Source organism: Kitasatospora sp. NPDC088779, assembly GCF_040685395.1.
Taxonomy (GTDB): Bacteria; Actinomycetota; Actinomycetes; order Streptomycetales; family Streptomycetaceae; genus Kitasatospora.
In genome coordinates this window covers 39,485-60,776 of sequence record NZ_JBFBHW010000043.1, presented here as the reverse complement: position 1 = coordinate 60,776, position 21,292 = coordinate 39,485, and the positions used below count along the sequence as shown (strand labels likewise).

The window sequence follows — 21,292 nt, the reverse complement described above, 5'->3', positions numbered from 1 at the left end:
CGCCAAGGCCCCCGGGGCGGGCCCCGGCCGGATCATCCGGCCGGGGCCTCGCCGTCTTCGTCCGACGGGGCCTTGTACTGCTCACGGCAGATCTGGTAGATCCTCTTCAGCTGGTCCTCGGTCAATTTCCGGACCATTTCCTTGACTTCCGGGGTCCAGAAACCCTTCCGCATTTGTTTGATGGTCTTCTCGTCCACCCCGGGGTTGGCCTGCCTCGTCAAGTACTCGGCGAGAGCCTCCTCCAGCCCCTCCCTGATCGCCTTGAAAGCGGCGTTGCTGACCTTCTTGTCGATGGTTCCGGTGTAGTCCTCCGCCAGGACCTTCCAGTGGTTGTCGGCTATCCAGGTGACTCCGAGCGCCTTGAGTCCGTTGGCGCCGAACTCCGGCACGGCAGTCGCGCAGACCTTGGCGGCCGCCGACTCGATCTCGTGCGCCATGTCCTCCGCCAGAGCCAGCTGCCCCTCCACCTGCTCCCACGCGTCAGGAGCGAGGCGCTCCTTGAATTCGTTGAATTCACGCAGGTAGGGCAGGGTCTGCTTCGCCAGTTCGAAGCCGGTCATCTCCTCGACGGCCTTCATCTGATCCAGGCCCACGCGCACGGGATCCGCCAGGTGCGGGTGGGACTCGTGCCCGACTTCCATGGGCCTCTCGTGACGGCCCAGATAGAATTCGATCGCACTTCGAATCACCTTCGGATCGCCCCCCAGGAACTTTCCGGGGAACGCGCCTTCGAGCATCCGGTCATTCGCCCTCGCCTCGGTGATGAATGCCCGGCCGTAGTTCCGCCCCATGGCTTCCTCGAACTTCAGTCCGCGCGTCCATCCCTTGGACTGCTTGAGGTTCGGCAGCCCGTCGCCCTCGTTGCGGTGCGGGCTGATGTCGATCGAGACGATCTTGATTCCGGCGAAGGAGAGCTCGTCCATCACGCCGCTGCGCATGCCGACCGCTCCGACCACCTCGTACGTGTCGGAGAGGTACTTGAGGAGCGCGAGCTCCTTGCGGCGGTTCCCGACCGACGGCCAGTTCCAGTACTCCCGCAGGGCCGGCCCCTCCCAGACGGCGGGCTCCTCGCCCATCGGAACGATCGTGTGACCGTCCCCGAGCGCCGCCTTGGCCTGCTCGATGATCTGCACCACGCCCTCCGTACCGGTGTCGAGGGCCGGTGCGTTGGCGCCGGCCCGGCCGCTGTGACCGCTGCCCCGGTACACCACGAGCACGTACTTCTTCCCCTCCTCGAAGCCCCCGAAGTCCGGATTCGCCAGGTCCCGCCGGAAGGCCTCGCCCTCTTCCGGGGTGTAGTGCCCGTAGCCACGGGCGAACTCCGTCACCCGGGCGTCCTGGAACGTCACCTCGCCCGTCGGATCCTGATAGTTCGCGGTGCGCTTCTCGACCATGCCCACGGCCCGTGTCAGCTCCTGCACCTGCACCTGCTCCTTGGTCTCCGCGTTCCTCGTCGCGGACGGCACGGCACTGTTGACCAGTTTCAGATGGTCGGCGACGAGCGGCCGCTTGAGGTAGGCGGCGAGATCCTCCGACGCGTCGGTCTCGTTGCGACCGAACTTGCTCGGCAGTTGCGTCTCGGTCGTGTACACCACCGTGCGCCCCGATCGGATCAGGTCGTCATGCAGATTGATGATCTGTTCGACCTGGCCCTTGGTGGCTTCGGTGACGTTCCAGATCACCAGGCCGCGGTCCGGATAGGCGACCAGGGCGGCGCGCATGTGGTACATGTCGCCGGAGTTCTCCGCCCTGATGGTGTAAGTCGTCTTCGGAAGCAGCTTCAGACCGTCCGCCGATACGTGGTCACCGGACGCCGTCACCCACAGGTGGGTGTCGGGCGTGATCGACGGGGGAACGACCGCGCTGGCGGACTGTTCCACGTTCTCCTGTGCTTCCTTGAGCTCCCAGCGCAGGCCGCCTCCCTCCTCCTCGGTGTTCCCGCGGACGGTCCACACCTCGGCGAAGCCGCCCGGTCGGGTGACGGCCACCGTGGCCACGGTGGCGGAATCACGCAGCCGCAGCTCCAGCGCGGTGCGGGCCGCTTCTCCGGTGCCGTAGTCGTACGCCAGCCGTTCCAGCCTCCTCGACCCGGGTGCGCCGCCGCCGTCCGTCGGGCCGTACACCTCCCCCTCGATCCGGTTCCGCTTCGGCGGTTGGAGCAGTTCCAAGGCGCGGGTGCGCTGAACCGACCACTCGGCCGGGGGCCTCGGCGCGGCCGGGGTCTCCGCCACCGGCAGGGGCACCGTCACGTGGAAGGTCATCAGGACCGAGTAGACGGAATCGCCGTCGCTGCTCGAAGATCCGGCGGCGGTCTGGTCCTCATCGCCCGCATGCCCGGCGACGACCTGATCCTCATCGCCCGCATGCCCGGCGACGACCTGATCCTCATCGCCCAGATGTCCGACGCCGACCTGGCCCACGTCGCCCAGGACGACCGGCACCGGCTGGTCCGGGTCGATGGGGTCGTGCTCGGTGGCCTGGGGGACGGGCTCCTCGTCCGGGCGCAGAAGTTCCTGGCCATGTGCGGTGGACTGGACGGTGCCGTGCTCGGTGACCGCCAGGTGGTACCAGTCGCCGGCCCCCTCGACCCTCGGGAGGCCGTTCCCCGTGTAGCCGACGCGCGCGGCGACGACCATGCGGGGCTGGTCCCCGCCGGTGAGGTGGACCAGGCCCCCGGCGGCGAAGGCCTCGGGGCGGCCGAGGCGCTCCAGCGCCGGGCTGAGGGGCAGGTTGTTGGCCTCGGCGAAGGCCCGGCGGGCCGCGAGCGCCTCGTGGAGGGCGAGCAGGGTCCTGTCGGCGTAGGAGGCCTGGCGCTCGGCGCTTCCCTCGGGGCCGGGAGGGCGGTAACCGGAGTTGCAGGAGAGGAAGCGCAGCGGCTCGCCCTGCCACTGGCCGCCTTCGGCCAGCCGCAGCAGCGCGCCCGCCATCTCCTCCGGGCTCAGCTCCCTGCCGAGCCAGGTCGGCGCCCCGTCGTGCTGGAGGGTGTGGTAGGCGAGGGTGAAGTACCGGGGATCCGCCGGGAGGTGGCTCAGCGCCTCCAGGACAGCCTGCGCGGCGGGGGTGCCCCGCTCGTTCAGGTCGGCGAGGTAGTGCACCCCGTTGGCGGGGCCGGGCAGGGGCGTGGCGAGCGTCTCGGCGACGGCGTCGGCGGTGGAGCCGCGGCTGATCGTCTGCCCCTCGGGGTGCAGGACCGAGTACAGCACCCGGTGGTTGCTCACCGACTGGACGACGGTGGTCTCGCTGATCGGGATCTCCATCTCGATCGGGACGAGGCCCTGCACGGTCTCGGTCCGGTCGCCGTCCCGGAAGGTCAGCTGGACCTCGGCCTGGCCGACGTAGCGGGCGGCCGGGGTGGGGATCTTGGCGTTGGCCACGGTCTTCCCGGAGGAGCCCGCGGACGGCCCCTCACGCCACCGGTGGCCGCCCCCACCGACGACGCCGGTGGTGAACTCGGCGGCGCCCTTGGCGCCGAACTTGGCGCCGAGCTGGCCCTGGACGTTCCACCGCCGCCAGTCGAGACGGGTGTGCCGCCCGCCGCTGGTGGAGTCGTTGGCCGGGCTGAAGGCGGCCACCCGGTTGTCGCTGTGGTACTCCAACTGGACGATCGAGATGGTGGCGCTGATGCCGGCGTCGTCGACGAACAGGCGCTTGCCGGCCGACGGGGTCTCGATGGTCCGGCCGTCCTGCACCACCGCGTCGCGGCGCGGGGCGTTCGGGTGCTCCTCCGACGGCGGCAGGATCTCCCGGCCCCGGGCGACCGACCCGAACAGGGCGGACAACTGCGCGTGGCTGTGGGTGTTCCGGGCGACGGACTCCAGCCAGGACCACGTCCCCTCGCGGAAGAAGCGCTCACCGAACACGGTCAGCAGGTCCCGCACGCCGGAGGTGTCGTCGAGCCAGCGCACGACGCCGGTCTCGTGCACCCCGTGGGTGAACACCGATTCCGGCGGCCGCCGGACGACCTGCGTCGCGGACGGCACGGCCGGGGGGATCGGGGGCAACTGCCGGTCGGGATCGTCCGGGCGCGGCGGCCGGACGGGCTCGCCCCGGCCGGACTCCAGCAGCACGTCGGCGTGGATCCGCGTCTCGACGACCGTCCGCCGGTACAGGCCGACGCGGGCGAGGCGGTCCCCGGTCCTGACCAGCTCCCGGTTGAGGGCCTGGAACTTGGACGGGGCGGCGCTGCCGCCGGCGTCCTGCCGCTCCCTGTCCTGCCGTCGGAACATCTGCTCCCGTGCCTCGCGGCTGGGGCGGATCTTGTGCGGGGAGGCCAGGCTCACCGCCGGCTTGCGCTCGAACTCGACCTTCAGCACCACGTCCGCGCGGTAGGACCGGCCGTCCGTCACCTTGCTCTTGACGGCCGTCCCGCTGGCGGTGCTGGCACTGCCGTGCTCCAGCCGGTCGACGCCCCACGCCCCGGTGACGCTGCCGCCGCCGACGAACGCCGCCCCCGTGGCCAGCACGTCGGTGGTGGCCAGCAGGCTGCCGGTGATCGCGGTGCCCTGGCCGCCGCCGGTGTTGGTCCCGCCGTCGGCGCTGGTGAGCGAGGTCTGGGCGCCGTGGCCGATGTTGAACTCGACCACCGGTGCCGGACCGGTCGGGGTCAGTTCCCGTACCTCGGCGGTGATCCACGCCCGGCTGCGGCCGTGCTTCACCACGATGGGGTGGCCGGCCATCACCGACTTGAGGTCGGTGTGCAGCCGGTCGAAGTCCAGCTCGGCGAGCAGCTTCCGCTGCATGCCGGGCCAGTCCTTGCCCAGGAAGCCCGCGGCCCTGCGGCCCAGATCCTGGACGACCTCGTGGACCGTCCCCTCCCGGCCCAGCCCCCGGTAGACGGCGGTGACGACGTCGGAGGAGCCGAGCCGGTGGCTCGGCAGTTGCCGCACGGGCGCGGCCGGATCAATGGTGCGGTGCGGCGCGGCCACCACGGCCGACACCGGAACGGTCAGGTCGTCAAGCCTCGCCGACCGCTTCGACGGCTCGAACGAGACGGTGAACTCGGCGGTGGAGTCGGACAGTCGGGCCAACTCCGTGGCCTTGGCCCGGCTGTTGGTGCCGCCGGTGCGGTCGATCGAGAGCCCCTTGACGAAGTCCCGGGTGTGCGAGGCCTCCCCGGCGAGGTCGACGTGCGGGACGGAACCCCCGAGCTTGAGCCGGAACCGGAACCGGGTGCGCAGGTCGGAGGTGGTGCCGGTGGTGGTGCGCTGCTGGCTGCCGACCTCGAACTCGAAGCCGGTGACCAGCGTCTCCCTCGGCCGGGGGTTGATCAGCTCGGCCGCCACCACGACCGTTCCCTTCCACCCGTCGAGGTCGACCGGGATCCGGATCCGCTCGCCCCGGCTCAGCCGGGACAGCGCGGCCTTGAGGCCGTACGGGTCGACCGCCCTGGCGAGCCGCGCCAGGACGCGCTCGGGCACCGGGTGGCCGGACTGCCGTTCGAGCGTCTCCCTGATCTGCCTCAGCACGGCGGTGTCGCCCCTGCCGAGGCTCAGCACCACGTCGGACTGGCCGAGCCGGGTGACCGTCCGCTGCGTGGCCACCTGCTCCGCGACCTCCTGGTGCGGGGCCGAGGGAGCCGTGAAGCCGTTCCGGTCGTGCTCGCCGACCTGGCGCAGCGCCGTGTGCACCTGCTCCAGGCTCAGTTCGGCGGAGAGCGGGACCGACCCGCGATGCTCCCCGTTGACCGTCACGTCCAGGGTGATCTCCGTCCGGAACAGCTCCTGCGCACTGCCGTACTTGCCGTTCGCGTAGCTCTTGCTGGACTCCCCGCCGCGCCACCCGTCGCGGACCCGCGACTCCACGGAGGCCGTGACGTTGCCCTGCATGGTGTCCTTGAAGGGCTTGCCCGCGGCGTCCAGCACCTCCCGGGTGTGCACCGGACCCTTGCCGCCGCCCTGGCCCTGCACGGTCTTCGTGTCGGAGCGCAGGTGACGCGACGAGTCGAAGGTGCTGCTCTCGCGGATCGGGTTGAGCTCGGCGTTGCTCTGGGGCCGCACGTGGTCGATCCGGGTGACCCGGGCCGTGACGGAGACGTGCATCTTCTCCAACGGGCCGAGGGTGACCTCGGGACCGCGCAGTTCGGATCCGCGCGACATCCCGACCAGGTGGGCGCTGACGGCGGCATGCGAGTAGGCCTGCAGGATGTCCTCGCGCACCGCCGACCAGCCCTGCTCGCCGCCGAACACCTCCCGGCCGATCCGGTCGAGTTCGGCGTGCAGCGGGGCGACGCTGCGCAGGTCCCGGACGGTGGCGGTGTCGGGCAGCCCCTGCCAGAACTCGTCTCGGGGGGCCAGGACTTCGTCTCCCACCGCGTGGGCGTGCTCGGGGGGCGTGAGCTGCTGAGCAGCGGTGAACACGGGCGGCTGCGTGCCGGGCACGACCTCCTCGACCGGGGTGACGAGGGTCGCCTCGGCCTGGTCGATCACCACCCGGAAACCCAGATCGACGTGGGCGTCCTGGTCGGCGGGCTGGGCCAGCCTGCTCCGCCAGCCGAAGGTGACGGTCAGGTCGGCCGCCCCCTCGAAGAGCACCGCCGGGTTCTTGACCTTGGTGCCGAGCCCCAGGTCGTCACCGGAGCCGTGGAGCTCGACGTCGTCCCGGCCGGCCCGGCCGCCCAGCCCGCCCCCGGCACCGCCGTTCTTGGCGATCCAGTTGCCGACCGAGGACGGCAGCGTCTGCCAGTCCTTGCTGCCAGTCTTCTGCTCGACGTGCGAACGGGTCGTCGCGGTGGCGATGTTGAACTCGGTGCTCGGCAGGGTGTGGACCTGCTGCATCCGGGAGACGGTCCCGCCGCCGATGGTGATCACCGCGGCGGGCCCGGTCAGGCTGTCGTCGACGATGGTCAGCTTCTGGCCGGACATCACCCCCTTCAGCTCCTGGTGCAGGGTGCCGAGGTCGAGTTCCTCCAGCAGCCTGCGCTTGAGGGCGGGCCAGCGCCCTTCGAAGTACTGCTCGGCCTGGCCCTCGAAGCCCGCCACGAACGTGGCCAGGGCCGCCGCGCCGTGCCCGGCCGGCGCGACGGGCTGGTTCACCGGGGCGAGCTCGATGTCGCCCGCGGCGTTCGGCACGGGCGCCGGCGGGCGGGCGGTCGTCCAGACGTCGGTCACGATGTGCGAGCCGGCCAGCCGCAGGTTCTCGGCGGTCTCCCGCGGCACCGTGTAGTGGGCCTGGGGCACCTGCGGCGCGTTCGCGGTCTCCCGCACCGGCACGGCGACCCGCCCGGTGAAACCGAGGTCGATCGGCTGCGGCACCTTCCACGGCCCCGGTGCGCCCTGGAGGCGGGCGTCCAGGAACTCCACCCGCACGTTGAACGGCGTGTCGAACAGCGCCGCCGGCTCGACGGTCTTACCCCGGGCCAGTGTCCTGCTGGCCTCGGCGGTGGCACTGCCGTGCAGCCAGCCGTGCTGATAGCCGAGCGTCTCGGTGAGATCCCCCGAGCTGCCGAACTTCGCCTTGAACTGCACACCGAGGTTGGCCTGCGTCAACCCGTCGGAGGTGACGCCGATCATGCTCTGCTGCTCCGAGCCGTACTCGAACTCGAAGCCGGACACCGTCTCGACGTACGTGCCGTCCCCCGCGCCACCCGTGATCCGGACCGTGCCGGACCACTGGCCCGCCTGGAAGTCCACCTCCCGGACATCGCCCCGGGACAACGCGGACACCGTCGGCCGCAGCACCTCGCCGCCGAACAGGCTGTTCGCCAGCGTCCGCGCGGCATCCCGGTCCCCGTGCAGCGCCTCGGCGAACCGGTCGGTGAGCTGGTTCAGAATCCGCACGTCGTCGTGGTTCAGAGCGACCAGGACGTCGTACGCGGCCAACCCGCGCTCGCCGACACGGGACGGCGGTAGCGGGGCGGGCGGCGGCGGAGGCTGCACCTCTTGCTGCTGTTGTTGCTCCAGCTGCTGTTGCTGTTGCTGTTGATCCTGCTGCTGCTGCGAGCTCTGCGTGACCTCATGGGAGTTCGCCACCGTCAGCGACTCTTCGGTGATCCCCTCAGTGATCCCCTCAGTGATCCCCTCAGTGGTCTCCTCGGTGATCCCCTCAGTGATCCCCTCAGTGGTCTCCTCGGTGGTCTCCTCGGTGTGCGAGGAGGTCTGCTGGAGCGCAGCCCCCTCATCGTCCGTGGTCAGCGGCAGGCCGCTCTCTTCGGCGACCACCGATTCCTGCGTGGTGGACTCGTCGTGGGAGACGGTGTGGTCGACGGCCTGCTCTACCGACTCGGTCTCGGAGACGACGTGGGAGGTGTCCTGCGACACGACCGCCGTCTCCTCGGGCACGACGATGTGCTGTTCCTCGCCCCTTCCGTCCATGAACTCCCGGAAGCCCTGGAACATCTCCTCTACGCGCTGCTCCTCGGCCCTCCCGTCCATGAACTCCCGGAGACCCTCGAACATCTCCTCTACGCGCTGCTCCTCGGCCCTCCCGTCCATGAACTCCCGGAGACCCTCGAACATCTCCTCCTCGGCCCGGACGCGGCTGACCTGGTTCGAGGGCCGCGCCTGGACGGACTGCGGGTCGGTGCCGTAGAGGTGTTCCAGCAGCGGCAGCAGCTCCGGCTCGTTCTCACGGACCCAGTCGACACCGTTGTTGCGAGGCTTCCCGGTCTGCGGATCGTTCCCGTGGTTCGTCCCGAGATACGTGTTGCTCAGCTGAGCGAAGAACTCGTGGACATCGGCCGAGGAGTAGTTGCCGACCAGCTCACCCGCAGCATTGCGCCGCGATCCATCGGGCCAGACCGTCACGGACTCCTCACCGAACAGATCAGCCAGACCGTCCGCGAGACGCTTCCCCCGGTACGCCTCCTCGACCAGCGCCCTCTGCTCACGACTCAGCCCGAACTCCAGGACCGCGTGCGCGAGTTCATGAGTCGCCGAGGAATACCCCTCCGGCTGCGTGGCATGCGGACCGACCGTCGTCCGCTCACCGAGCAGGTTCTCCTCGGGGATCGCCACCACAAGCTCGTCGTTCGCCCCCCGCAACTGGTCAACACTGCGCCCGTTGCCCGCCTCACCATCGACCAGGACACCGCGAAGCCGCTCGAAACCCGCAACACCGGTCAACGGCACGTCACGCGGCACCACCACCACGCGCACACCAGCCGCCACCAGCCTGGCCGCGACCTCCTTGTCCTGCAACATCCGCGCGACCTGCAACTCAGCCTCACGCCGCGAAGCAACCGGCTGATGCACACGGGGGTCCACGTCGATCACCAACCGCGCCGCCGCCTGCGCGAAGTCCTCCGCCGACAACTCCGACCGCAGGCTCTCCACAAAAGCGGTATCGGCCGCGAGCTCCCGCCGGGCCTCCGGACCGAGGTGCTCCAACGCCTGCACCCGCTCATGCAACGGCCCCGGAACCGGCATACCACCACCGTGCTCCACCGCCAGCGGATTCACCACCACCGACTCCTCCGACACCCCCGAAGGCGCCGGCCGAAGCCTCTTCTCCGCCGAATCCTCCGGCTCCGAGTCACTGTTGTGCTCAAGCGGCCGCTTCGGAGCCCCATCGCCCTCCTGGGTGCTGGCGGCAGCCGGTACCCCTTCCGGAGCGGGGACAGGGCTCAGCGGGGAGTAGTGACTGTCGGAGAGGAACAGGGAGACGTCCCTGTTGCCCTCGGGGGCACCGGGTACCGGCGCCAAGGAGTGCCAGTTGACCCCGTCGAAGATGTGCAGCCGCACCCCCAGAGCCGAGGCGACGATCGACGGGATCAGATCACCGTTCGACCCGGCCCACCACCCCCTCGTCTTGACCATCCAGCCGAGATCATCGGGCTTCGCCCCGTGCGTCTGCGCGAACGCGGTGACCAGCTCCATGTTGTGGCCGATCCACCTGGAGACGCGGTTGCGCAGCATCGCCGCGTTCTGAGGGCTGACGGCCGTGCCCATAACGTGGTTGACGGAGTGGTAGAGACAGTCCCCGTCGCGGGGCACCTCGTGGATCTGGTAGCCCATCTCGTACAGGTACGCGCCGTCGTGGAGGCTGCGGTGGTACGACTGCAGTTCGGGCAACAGGGGCAGTCCCTCCTCGGCCATCCTCCGGTACACCTGCCACGGGGGGTTGTCGGCGTACCGCGGCCCGTCGGCGAAGACCTCGTCGAACTTGCCCAGGTAATCCTCCACCGCCCGTCCGCCGCCCGAGGCCGTCACGACCTCCTGGCGCAGCTTGCCGTACCGGTGCCGCAGGTGCTGGACGCGGTTGGCGGCGAACTGCCCGGCGTCGAGCGGCCGGTCACCCGAAAGCCCCAGCTGCTCCCGGATCTTGGCCACAGCGTCGTACCCGAAACCGCGTTCCTGGCCGTAGACGTCGACGGGCTTGCGCCACCGGAGGATGTCGCCCCTCAGGTGGAAACCGTGGTTGGGCTTGGCCTGCGGCTGGTTGCCCTTGCCGCCCCCACCCGACTGCTTCTTCTCCTTGCCCTTACCGCCCGCCCCCGACTGCTTGGAGGCGCCGTGCTTCTCGTCGTACGGGATGGTGTACCGACCGGACGCGGTGGGCGGGGTCGGGATCACCACCCGCTCGTAGCCCGGCGCCTTGCCTCCGAATCCAGTCTCCCCCACGTCGTTTGCGTGCCACTTCTCCATCCGCTCCCGTCCGCTGGAGCCCTTCTCCTCCAGGTACGCGACCTTGTGGCCGAGCAGTGCGGCGGCTTCCAGGTTGCCGGAACGGGCCCCGAGGTGGTTCATGTCGTACTGGCGATTCAGGAAGTCGTACAACCTCAACTGGCCGGTCCTGAGGTTCTCCGTCCAGACGGACGGGTCCGATCCACCGTCCTTCCAGAAGCCGGTGACGTGGTGGATGGTGTCGATCCCGAGCTCCTCGCGCATCTCCGCGACCAGCTCGTTCCACTTGTTCTGCCGAGAAGGATGGGGGTCACCGGTGATGAGCACCATGCCCTGCTCACGGGCGACCTCCCGCAGGATCTGCCGCACGCCTTGGAAACTGGTGTCGTGCTCCATCCGGCCGCCCAGGTCGGCCCACTGCGTGGCCTTGCCGGTGAAACGGGACCAGAGCACCAAGACCTTCGAACCCCGGGCAGGCAGCGTGATCCCACGGCCCGTCAGCCAGTCGGCGATCCGCTGATCGTGCGCGGGGGTCATCTTCCAGGCGTCGCGGACGGTCTGGCGCAGTTCGTCCGAGAACACCTTGGCGACCTTGTCAGTACCGAACGTGACGCTCTTGACCGCCGCCTCCTGGTCCTGCTCGGAAAGCACCTCCCAGTCCTCGGCCACGATGCGGCGGGCCTCCGCGTCCATCACCTCGTAGAGGCGGCCCGTCTCCATGGTCGGCACCTCCACGGTGTGGATGCGATCCCCGTCGATCCCGATGGAACGGTAGAACGCCTCGATCTCCAGGGACTTGTCCTTGGGGTTGACGGCGCGGCCCTCCGCCGTGCGCGGCCCCCGCGCGATCAGGACGTGCAGGTTCGAATCGTTCAGCAGCGCCACCGAGATACCGAACTGGTCACCGGAGGAGTAACCCGGCTGCTTGACCAACCGCCGGTGCTCCGGCGGCAGGTTGTCCTCGTGGATGTTCGCCCTCGGAGCGACGTCCAACGGGCCGCCCTCGTGCGAACCGGTCCCGTGCGGGGCCGAAACCGGGTCCACCCAGACATGCTCACGGTCATGCGGCGACGCCAACTCCCGCGCCTCATCCCAGGTCCGACCATGCGTGGGAGCCGGGTCGAGGTGCCCCACCACGGACGAGATCAGCTGCAAGTGCCGCTCCCGCAGACCACCCTGCCCCAGACCACCCGGCGCCGGAGCCCGGTGATCACCCAGCAGACTCCCCTCGACCGCAGGACGATGAGACAGACCCGAAGCCCGGTACTCGTCCCGCAGACCGATCTGGTGGCCCAACTCGTGCGCGTAGTCGATCGGATCCGCGTCCAGCCACCAGGACTTCTGGTCCATCTCCCGGCCCCGCGAGACCAGGTCCACCGTCAGATGCGCCTGCTCACCCGGCCTGGCAGGCAACACCGTGACATGCATCCGGTCGCCATTGGCCAACCGGTAACCGGGCGCGTTGAGATACTCCTCCACACCCTGAACGACCTTGTCCCACACCAGAGCGGTGTTGTGCCCCCGACCACCCTCGACGAAGTCGATCCGCACCGTCAGATCAGTGACCGGACCCTCGTGATCGAACCGACGCGCCTCGAACGAGGAATGCACGACGAAACGGGGCGTCCGATCCAGCACCATCCGCGGCGCCGGCACAGGCGACTCCACGGACTCGTGGACGACCACCGATTCCTGCGGGGTGGACTCCTCGTGGGAGACGGTGTGCCGCTCCTCTCCGGTCGCTTCCATGAACTCACGGAAGCCCTCGTACATCTCCTCCTCGGCCCGGGCCCGGCTGACCTGGTTCGAGGGCCGCGCCTGGACGGACTGCGGGTCGGGCCCGTAGAGCTGCTCCAACAACGGCAGCAGCTCCGGCTCGTTCTCACGGACCCAGTCGACACCGTTGTTGCGAGGCTTCCCGGTCTGTGGATCGTTCCCGTGGTTCGTCCCGAGGTACGTGTTGCTCAGCTGAGCGAAGAACTCATGCACATCCGCCGACGAGTAGTTGCCGACCAGCTCACCCGCAGCATTGCGCCGCGATCCATCGGGCCAGACCGTCACGGACTCGTCACCGAACAGATCAGCCAGACCGTCCGCGAGACGCTTCCCCCGGTACGCCTCCTCGACCAGCGCCCTCTGCTCACGACTCAACCCGAACTCCAGGACCGCGTGCGCAAGTTCATGAGTCGCCGAGGAATACCCCTCCGGCTGCGTAGTGTGCGGCCCCACCGACGTCCGCTCACCGAGCAGGTTCTCCTCAGGGATCGCCACCACAAGCTCGTCGTTCGCCCCCCGCAACTGCTCGACGCCGCGCCCGTTGCCCGCCTCACCATCGACCAGGACACCGCGAAGCCGCTCGAAACCCGCAACACCGGTCAACGGCACATCACGCGGCACCACCACCACGCGCACACCAGCCGCCACCAGCCTGGCCGCAACCTCCTTGTCCTGCAACATCCGCGCGACCTGCAACTCAGCCTCACGCCGCGAAGCAACCGGCTGATGCACACGGGGATCGACGTCGATCACCAACCGCGCCGCCGCCTGCGCAAAGTCCTCCGCCGACAACTCCGACCGCAGACTCTCCACAAAAGCGGTATCGGCCGCGAGCTCCCGCCGGGCCTCCGGACCGAGGTGCTCCAACGCCTGCACCCGCTCATGCAACGGCCCCGGAACCGGCATACCACCACCGTGCTCCACCGCCAGCGGATTCACCATGACGGAACCCTCCGACACCCCCGAAGGCGCCGGCCGAAGCCTCTTCTCCGCCGAATCCTCCGGCTCCGAGTCACTGTTGTGGTCGAGTTGCCGCTTCTGCCCACCCTCGTCCACCGGAACGGTGACGGGGGCCGGCTCGGAAACCAGCAAGGAGTAGTGGCTCTCGGAGAGGAACAGGCGGACCTCTCCATTGGTCGCGGGGGCACCGGCTATCGGCACCACGGGGTGCCAGTTGACCCCGTCGAAGATGTTCAACCGCACCCCCAATACCGAGGCGACGATCGACGGGATCAGGTCCCCGTTGGACCCCGCCCACCACCCCTGGGACTGGGCCATCCAGCGAAGGTCCCCGAAGGTCGACCCGTGCTCGGTCGCGAATGCGGTGACCAGCTCCCGGTTCTGGTTGATCCATTCGGTGACGTGGGCGCGCATCTGCAACGCGTCAGCGAACCAGTACAGCTGCTGGTTGACGGAGTTGTAGAGACAGTCCCCGTCACGGGGCACGTCTTGGATCCGGTAGCCCTCGGCGGCCACGAGCGCATTGTTATGGGACGCGCGGTGGTACGACCAAAGTCCGGGCAGCTTGGGCAACCCGTTGGTGACCATCCATTGGTACATCTGCTCGGGGGAGGCGTTGGCGAACTCCGGCTTGTCCTTGAAGAAGTAGTCGAGCTCGCCGATGTAGCCCTCCACCCACGGTTCGCTGCCCGAAGACCTCAGGAACTCCTGGCGCAGCTTCTCGTACCGGTTCCGCAGGTGCTGGACGCGGTTGGCGGCGAACTGCCCGGCGTCGAGCGGCCGGTCACCCGGAAGCCCCAGCTCCGCGCGGATCTTGCGCAGCGCCTCGTAGTCGAAGCCGCGTTCCACGGCGTAGACCTCCACGGGCTTGCGCCACAGGGCGGTCTCGCCCCGCGGCTGGTGACCGCGGTCGACCGTGCCCGGCAGCTGAATCTCGTTCTTTCCCGCCGGCGCGTTGCCCATGCCCCGCTCACCCGCCGGCAGGAAGGAGCCGTGTTTCGCGTCGAACTGGGTGGTGTACTTGCCGGACGCGGTGGGCGGGAAGTCGATCGTCACGCGCTCGTAGCCTGGCGCCTTGCCTCCGAGTGCGGCCCTGCCGGTGCTGTAGTCCAGGTGCCACCGCTCCATCCGCGCCCGTCCGCTGGAGCCCACCTCCTCCAGGTACGTGACGTCGTGGCCGAGCAGCGCGGCGGCTTCCAGGTTGCCGGAGCGGGCCCCGAGGTGGTTCATGTCGTACCGGCGGTTCAGGAAGTCGTACAGCCTCAGCTGCCCGGTCCTGAGGTTCTCCGTCCAGACGGAGGGGTCCGATCCGCCGTCCCTCCAGAAGCCGGTGATGTGGTGGATGGTGTCGATCCCGAGCTCCTCGCGCATCTCCGCGACCAGTTCGTCCCACTTGGTGTTCCGGGAGGGGTGGGGGTCACCGGTGATGATCACCATGCCGTGTTCGCGGGCGAACTCTCGCAGGATCTGCCGCGCCCCCTGGAAGCTCGTGTCGTGCTCCATCCGGCTGCTCAAGTCGTCCCACCGGGTTGCCTTGCCGGTGAAACGGGACCACAGCACCAGAACCTTCGAGCCCTCGGCGGGCAGCGTGATCCCACGACTCGTCAGCCAGTCGGCGATCTGCTGGTCGCGCACGGAGGTCATCCTCCAGGCTTCGCGGACCCTCTCCCGCAGTTCGTCCGAGAAATCCTTGGAGACCTTCAAGGAGGCGAACGTGACATCCCTGACCATCGCCTCGTAGTCCGTCTTCGAGACGGCGCCCCAGCCTTCCGCCATCTGCCCGGCCCTGCCGTCCAGCACCTCGAAGAGTCTGCCCTTGTTCATGCTCGGCACGTCCACCATGTGGATGCGGTCCGCGGGGATCCCGATGGAGCGGTAGAAGGCCTCGATCTCCCGGGACTTGTCCTTGGGGTCGACGGCGCGACCGTCCGCCGTCTGCGGCCCGCGCGCGATCATGACGTGCAGGTTCGCGTCGTTGAGCAGAGCGACCGAGATGCCGAACTGGTCACCGGACGCGTAGCCGGGCTGCTTGATGACCCGCCGACTGCCCGGCGGCAGGTGGTCGTCACCGAGCACCCTCGGTGCGACGTCGAGCGGGCCGCCCTCGTGCGAGCCGGTCCCGTGCGGGGCCGAGACCGGGTCCACCCAGACGTGCTCACGGTCATGCGGCGACGCCAACTCCCGCGCCTCATCCCAGGTCCGACCGTGCGACCCTCCGCCGGTCGGCACATCGAGGTGCCCCACGACCGACGAGATCAGCTGAAGATGCCGCTCCCGCAGACCACCCTGCCGCAAACCATCCGCCGCCGGAGCCCGATGGTCACCCAGCAGGCTGCCCTCGACCGCCGGACGGTGCGGAAGATCCACCGTCCGGTACTCGTCCCGCAGGCCGATCTGGTGGCCCAACTCGTGCGCGTAGTCGATCGGATCCGCGTCCAGCCACCAGGACTTCTGGTCCATCTCCCGGCCCCGCGAGACCAGGTCCACCGTCAGATGCGCCTGCTCACCCAGCCTGGCAGGCAACACCGTCACATGCATCCGGTCGCCATTGGCCAACCGGTAACCAGGCGCGTTGAGGTACTCCTCCACACCCTGAACGACCTTGTCCCACACCAGAGCGGTGTTGTGCCCCCGACCACCCTCGACGAAGTCGATCCGCACCGTCAGATCAGTCACCGGACCCTCGTGATCGAACCGACGCGCCTCGAACGAGGAATGCACGACGAAACGCGGCGTCCGATCCAACACCATCCGCGGCGCCGACACCGGCGACTCCACGGACTCATGCACGACCACCGTCTCGTCGGAGGTGTGGACGACCGCCTCGCCGTCGGGCCGGGGCCGCAGCGTGAGGTCGGACGGGGCCTCGGTGTGCGACGGTGCGGGCTGCTCCTCGGGCCGGGTGGTGGCGCCGGTCAGCGCCGTCTCGATGGACTCGGGGAGGTCGTCCTGCCGAGGGCGTTCGTGCGAATCCGTCTCGTGCGAATCCGTCTCGCGCAAATCCGTGTGGTGGCCCGCCCCCTCCGGGGTGTCGGGGCGAGCGGTCGTCCGGACCAGCGCGAGCTGCTCCTCGGCGGCCGCGGCCTCCTCCTCCCGGCGGCGGGCGAAGGCGTCCTCGTGGCCGCGTTCGTGGGCGCGCCAGCCGGCCGCGTCCAGGTGGGCGAGCTTCCACAGTTCGCGGTACCGCTCGAAGAACTCGTCGCCGTACTCGCGCTTGAGGAAGGCGATCACGTCGTCGGTGAGGACGTGCGGCGCCGCCCGGTCCTCGAACCCCGCCGCGGCGTCGTGCAGGGCGGGCGCGGCCTCGGCCTCGAAGGCGGCGTGCTCGGCCAGCTCCTCGGTGAGTTCCCGGTGCCGTGCGTCCCACTCCTCCTGGCGGACCTTCAGGTCCTCGGGCTTGCCGAACACCTGGTCGAAGGCGGAGGTGATCCGGTCCCGGTGGCCCTCCTTCAGGCGGCCGATGCCGTGCCCGGTGAGGCCGCCGTGCTCCTGGGCGGCCTTCTCGGCGGCCTCCTCGGCGGCGCGGCGGGCCGCGAGGCGGGCGGCCTGGTGGGTGAGCCGGTCGTGGACGGCGCCGGTGCCGGTGAGCTCGTCGAGCTCCCGCCCGAACGCCTCGGTGTCCTCGGTGTTCCGGTTGAGGTGGTCGGCGACCAGCCGGTCGACGTCCCGGGCCAGTTCGCGGGTGACGGTGCCACGGGCCTGCTGGACGTCGTGCTCGGTCGCCCCGAAGGCGGTGGCCCGGTCCTTGCGCTCGGCGCCGGCGTCCGTGTTCCAGGATTCGGTCGCCTTCTCCGCCTCCGTGGCGGCGCGCCGGATCGCCGCCTCGCGGACCGCCTGGACGGCGAACTCGTGCGGCAGGCCCTGGGCGCGGCCGGCCAGCGCCAGGCCGAAGAGGTCCGCGGCCTGGGTACGCTCGCGGCGCGGTCCGGCGGCCGTGTCGACGGGGCCGGCGACCTCCTCGAAGTCGGTGCCGAGGCGGTCCCGCAGCTGTTCCCTGATCAGGGTCACGCTGTCGGGTGACAGCTCGGGGCGCTCCGTCACCCCGGCGGCGGCGAGCAGCTCCCGGTCGGCCGGGGAGAGGCGGTCGTACCAGTCGGCGGTGGCCCGCTCGACCAGGTGCTCCGCCTGGGCGAGCGCGGTCTCGTGGTCGGCGCGGAAGTCGAGCTCGCCGCGCAGGTGCTCGGTGAGCCGGTTCAGGGCGTGCTGGGCCTGCGCGTTGCCCGCGCCGGTGAGGTCCTCCGGGCGGGCGTAGATCCGGGCCACCTCGGCCTCGGCCCGGGCGCTGAAGCCGCCCCGCGCCTCGCTGCGGATCAGGTCCCGGGTCACCGCCGGGAGGTCGGCGTGCGAAACCGTGACGGGGCCGTCGCCGAGGGTGCGCGGCGGGGCGCTCCACTCGGTCACCGTCCGGTCGAAGCGCTCCATCGCCACCCGGACGGCCGCCTCGCGGACCGCGGCGAGGTGGGTGAGGCCGTCGAGGCCGTCGAGGATCTGCTCGCGGTCCTGCGGCCGGGCCGTCAGCTCCTGGTACATCAGGTCCTTGGCGCGCTTCCACACCGCCGTGGGCAGGCCCGGCGGCGCGTCGTCGGGGAAGCGGACGGGCCCCTCGGTGAAGGACTCGCGGAGCAGTTCCTCGGCCTGCGCGTCATGGACGTGGCCGCTGCCGTCCGGGTCCTGGCGCAGCTTGTCGGCCGCCTCGGCGAGCTTGGCGTCGTAGGCGTCCTGGAGGTCCCGCTGGGCCTGGCGCCACTGCTCCTCGCGCCGGCCGTCCTCGTCGGCGCGGACGTGTTCGGGCGCGTCGGTGTAGTGGTAGGCCGGTGGCGGTTCCTGTCCTGGGGCCGGCTGTCCGTGCTCCTGCGCGGATTTCGCCGCGTCGCCGAAGACCGCGGCCTCCGCCATGTCCGTGTGCTTGGGCCCCGACGTGTAGTGCTCGGGCAGCGGCGAGGGGTACGAGCGCACCAGCGGCTCGCCGGCCTCGACGCGCGCCCGGCCTTCCTCGGACGCGGGGTTGACGTACTCGTACCAGTTCCCGCCGCCCTCGACGACCGGCTTGCCGTCCCGGCCGAAGCCGACCTTCGCGGCGACCACGACGTGACCCGTACCGGGGCCCTCCTTCATCGCGGTCGGGGAGTCGAACCCCGGCACCACCCAGACCGGACCGTCGGCCGCCACCGCCTTGACGTCGGCGAGCTTCGGGTCCGCCCAGACGTGCTCCATCACCTCCTGGACGTACCGGGAGTTGAGCGGCCCGTTCAGGTCGCAGGCGACGAACTCGATCGTGCGCCGGTCCCCGCCGAGGTGCCCGGTCTGGGCGAGCCCGCGCACGACGGAGGCCAGCTTCTCCACCGACAGCTCGCGGCCGTTGTGCATCGGCATCCCGTGCTCGTTGGTGTGGATCACCAGGGCGAAGCGGGACGGGTCGAGGGGCAGGCGCTCCAGGGCCTTCAACGTCTCCTGGGACGGCCTGTCACCGAGCACCCAGCCGGGCTGCCGCTCCGGGCCGGCGGACGGCAGGTGGTGGCCGTGCTCCTTCGGGGCGTTGGACTCGTCGACCTCCAGGTACTGCAGTTCCTCGTTGCGGGCGTGGGTGTTCTGGTTCTCGTGGGTGTTCTGGTTCTCGTGGGCGCTCTGCTGCTCGGGGGTCTTCTGGTTCTCGTGGGAGTTCTGGCTCCCCCGGGGGTTCTGCTGCTCGGGGGTCTTCGGGTTCTCCCGGGGGTTCTCGTTCTCCCGGGGGTTCTCGTTGTCGCGGGTGTTCTCGTTCCCCCGGGGGTTCTGCTGCTCCCGGGGGTTCGGCTGCTCGTGCCCGCCGGTCACCGGGACGTGGGCGGGGGCGGGGACGTTGGATTCGGACGTCGTGGCGGGCGCGGGCACCGTCTCGTGCGCCGGGGGTTGCTGCGTCGACTTCTGCCCCTGCTCGTGCGAGCCGCCGCCGGACGTCGGTACCTTGGCCGGCGGCTCGGGCTTGTTCGACGTCTCCTCGGGGGCCTTGGCCTCCGTCTTGGTCGGAGCGTCCTTGGTCTGCCGCTCCCCCGTCGTGGACGGCTGCGACTTGGAGCCGTCGGAACTGGTGGGCAAGTCCTTCGGCTGGGTGGCGTGCTCGAAGTTCCCCTCCGCCGCCAGCCGCGCCTCGCGGGCCTTGGGCCCCTCCGGCCGGGGGATCAGCAGCGAGGTCGGGTGCCCCATCAGCGTGGACGCGATGGCCAGCAGGGTTCGCGGGTGTCCCAGGCCGTAGTACTTGTCGTCGCTGCTGTTCCTGGACTCCTCGTCCCACGCGCGGATCTTGTCCTGGAAGCGGAGCCGGGCCGGGCCGGTGAGGGTGTGCCCGGCGTGGCCGATCGCGCCCATGGCGACGCCGGCGAAGAAGGTCTCGGCGGTGACCGAGAACGAGCCGTCGCCGAAGATCGAGTTGTAGGTGCCCTCGGTCAGGATGTTCTGGACGCCGCCCTTGAGGTAGCCGCCGATGCCCTCGCCGAACTTGTAGAGCATCTGCAGTCCGGTCTGCGGCCGCAGACCGTCCATCAGGTGGAGCGTCCGGTCCGCGAGGTCCTTGACGGCCTGGTGCTCGCCGCCCTTGCCGGCGTCCTTGACCGCCGCGTCCAGGAGCTTGCGGACGGTCCCGAGGTCCACGGCGTAGCGGGCGCCGCTGCCGGCGATCGTCTCGGCGACCTTCCGCCCGGCCTCGTTCGCCAGGTCCTTGGAGATGCCCAGGCTCCCGAGCTGCTCCTCGAAGGACTTGCCCATCTCCTGGGTGAACTTCTCGACGTTGGACAGCTTCTTCTCGGCGGCCTTGACCGCGTCCTCCGCCGCGTCCTTGCCTGCGGTCTTGGCCGCACCCTCCGCCGCGCCCTTGGCCGCGTCCTTGCCTGCGGTCTTGGCCGCCCCCTCCGCCGCGTCCTTGGCCGCACCCTTGGCCGTCGTCTTCGTCGCACCCTCCACGGCGTCCTTCGCCGTGGTCTTGGCCGCGCCCTCCGCCGCACCCTTGGCCGTGGTCTTCGTCGCACCCTCGACCGCGTCCTTGGCCGTGGTCTTGGCCGCACCCTCCGCCGCGCCCTTGAGGCCGTCCTTCACCCCGGTCTTGCCGAGGCCCGCCAGCCCGCCCTCGCCGGTCTTCTTGAGGGTGTTGAGCCCCGCGTTCTCCAGCGAGCGGCCCGCGCCCTTGGCGAGGTCTGCCGCGGTCTTCAGCTCGGCGCCGGCCAGGTTCTTGAGGTTGTTCTGCAGCTCCTTGCCGATGCCGCCGCCGAACATCTTCCCGAAGAGCTTGCCGAAGCCGAAGGTGAACAGTTCCAGCGGGCCGGTGAGCAGGCCGTTGATCGCGCCGAACTCGATCGCCTGGAGGAAGGTGTCCTTCTCCCAGTGGTCCTTGTGGCCCTGGCCGATCTGGATGCCCTGGATGATCCCGTCCATGATCATGGAGGTGGTGATGTTCAGGAACTCGTGCAGGGCGATCTGCTTGAACAGCCAGATGAAGACCTGCTTGACCAGCTCCCTGGTCGCCACCTCGGCGGCGAAGATGGTGGCCAGCGAAGCCCCGAAGGTGAGCGGGATGTTGGCGATGGCCCAGGCGATCTGCGCGGCCAGCTGGACCAGCTGGGCGATGATCATCCACTTGGCGTACTCGACCTGGTTGGCGGTCTTGTGGGCGTAGTCGCCGAGTTCCTTCGCCGAATCCCCGGAGGCCGTCACGTAGTCGGTGCCGCCGTCGGCGCCGATCAGCTGCCCCATCTGCTGGACGAACCGGTCGGCCGCCTCGCCCTCGAACTCCTCCTTGACGTAGTTCACCAACTCCAGCAGGTAGGAGCGGAGTTCGGGGACCTTCTTGTAGATCTCCAGGTAGTCGTCACCGGCCGTGCGCAGCCGGTCCTCGTTGGCCTCGGGCCACTTCATGCCGGTCACGAACCCGAACAGCTTGGCCAGGGCCGGGGGAAGCATGATCGACACGGGGGCGTACTCCTGGCGTTCGTCGAGGGTTGGGCGAAGCGGGCCGGACCGAGAACCTGACG

At 69.9% G+C, this 21,292-nt stretch carries 1 protein-coding gene; it reads right to left on the bottom strand.

Annotation, left to right across the window (positions count from 1 at the left end; all coding sequences use genetic code 11):
* Nucleotides 1-32: 32 nt before the first annotated feature.
* Nucleotides 33-21,230 (bottom strand): hypothetical protein, encoded by a 21,198-nt coding sequence (locus AB0P03_RS30925; protein ID WP_363631971.1) that lies wholly within the window; start codon nt 21,228-21,230, stop codon nt 33-35.
* Nucleotides 21,231-21,292 lie beyond the last annotated feature (62 nt).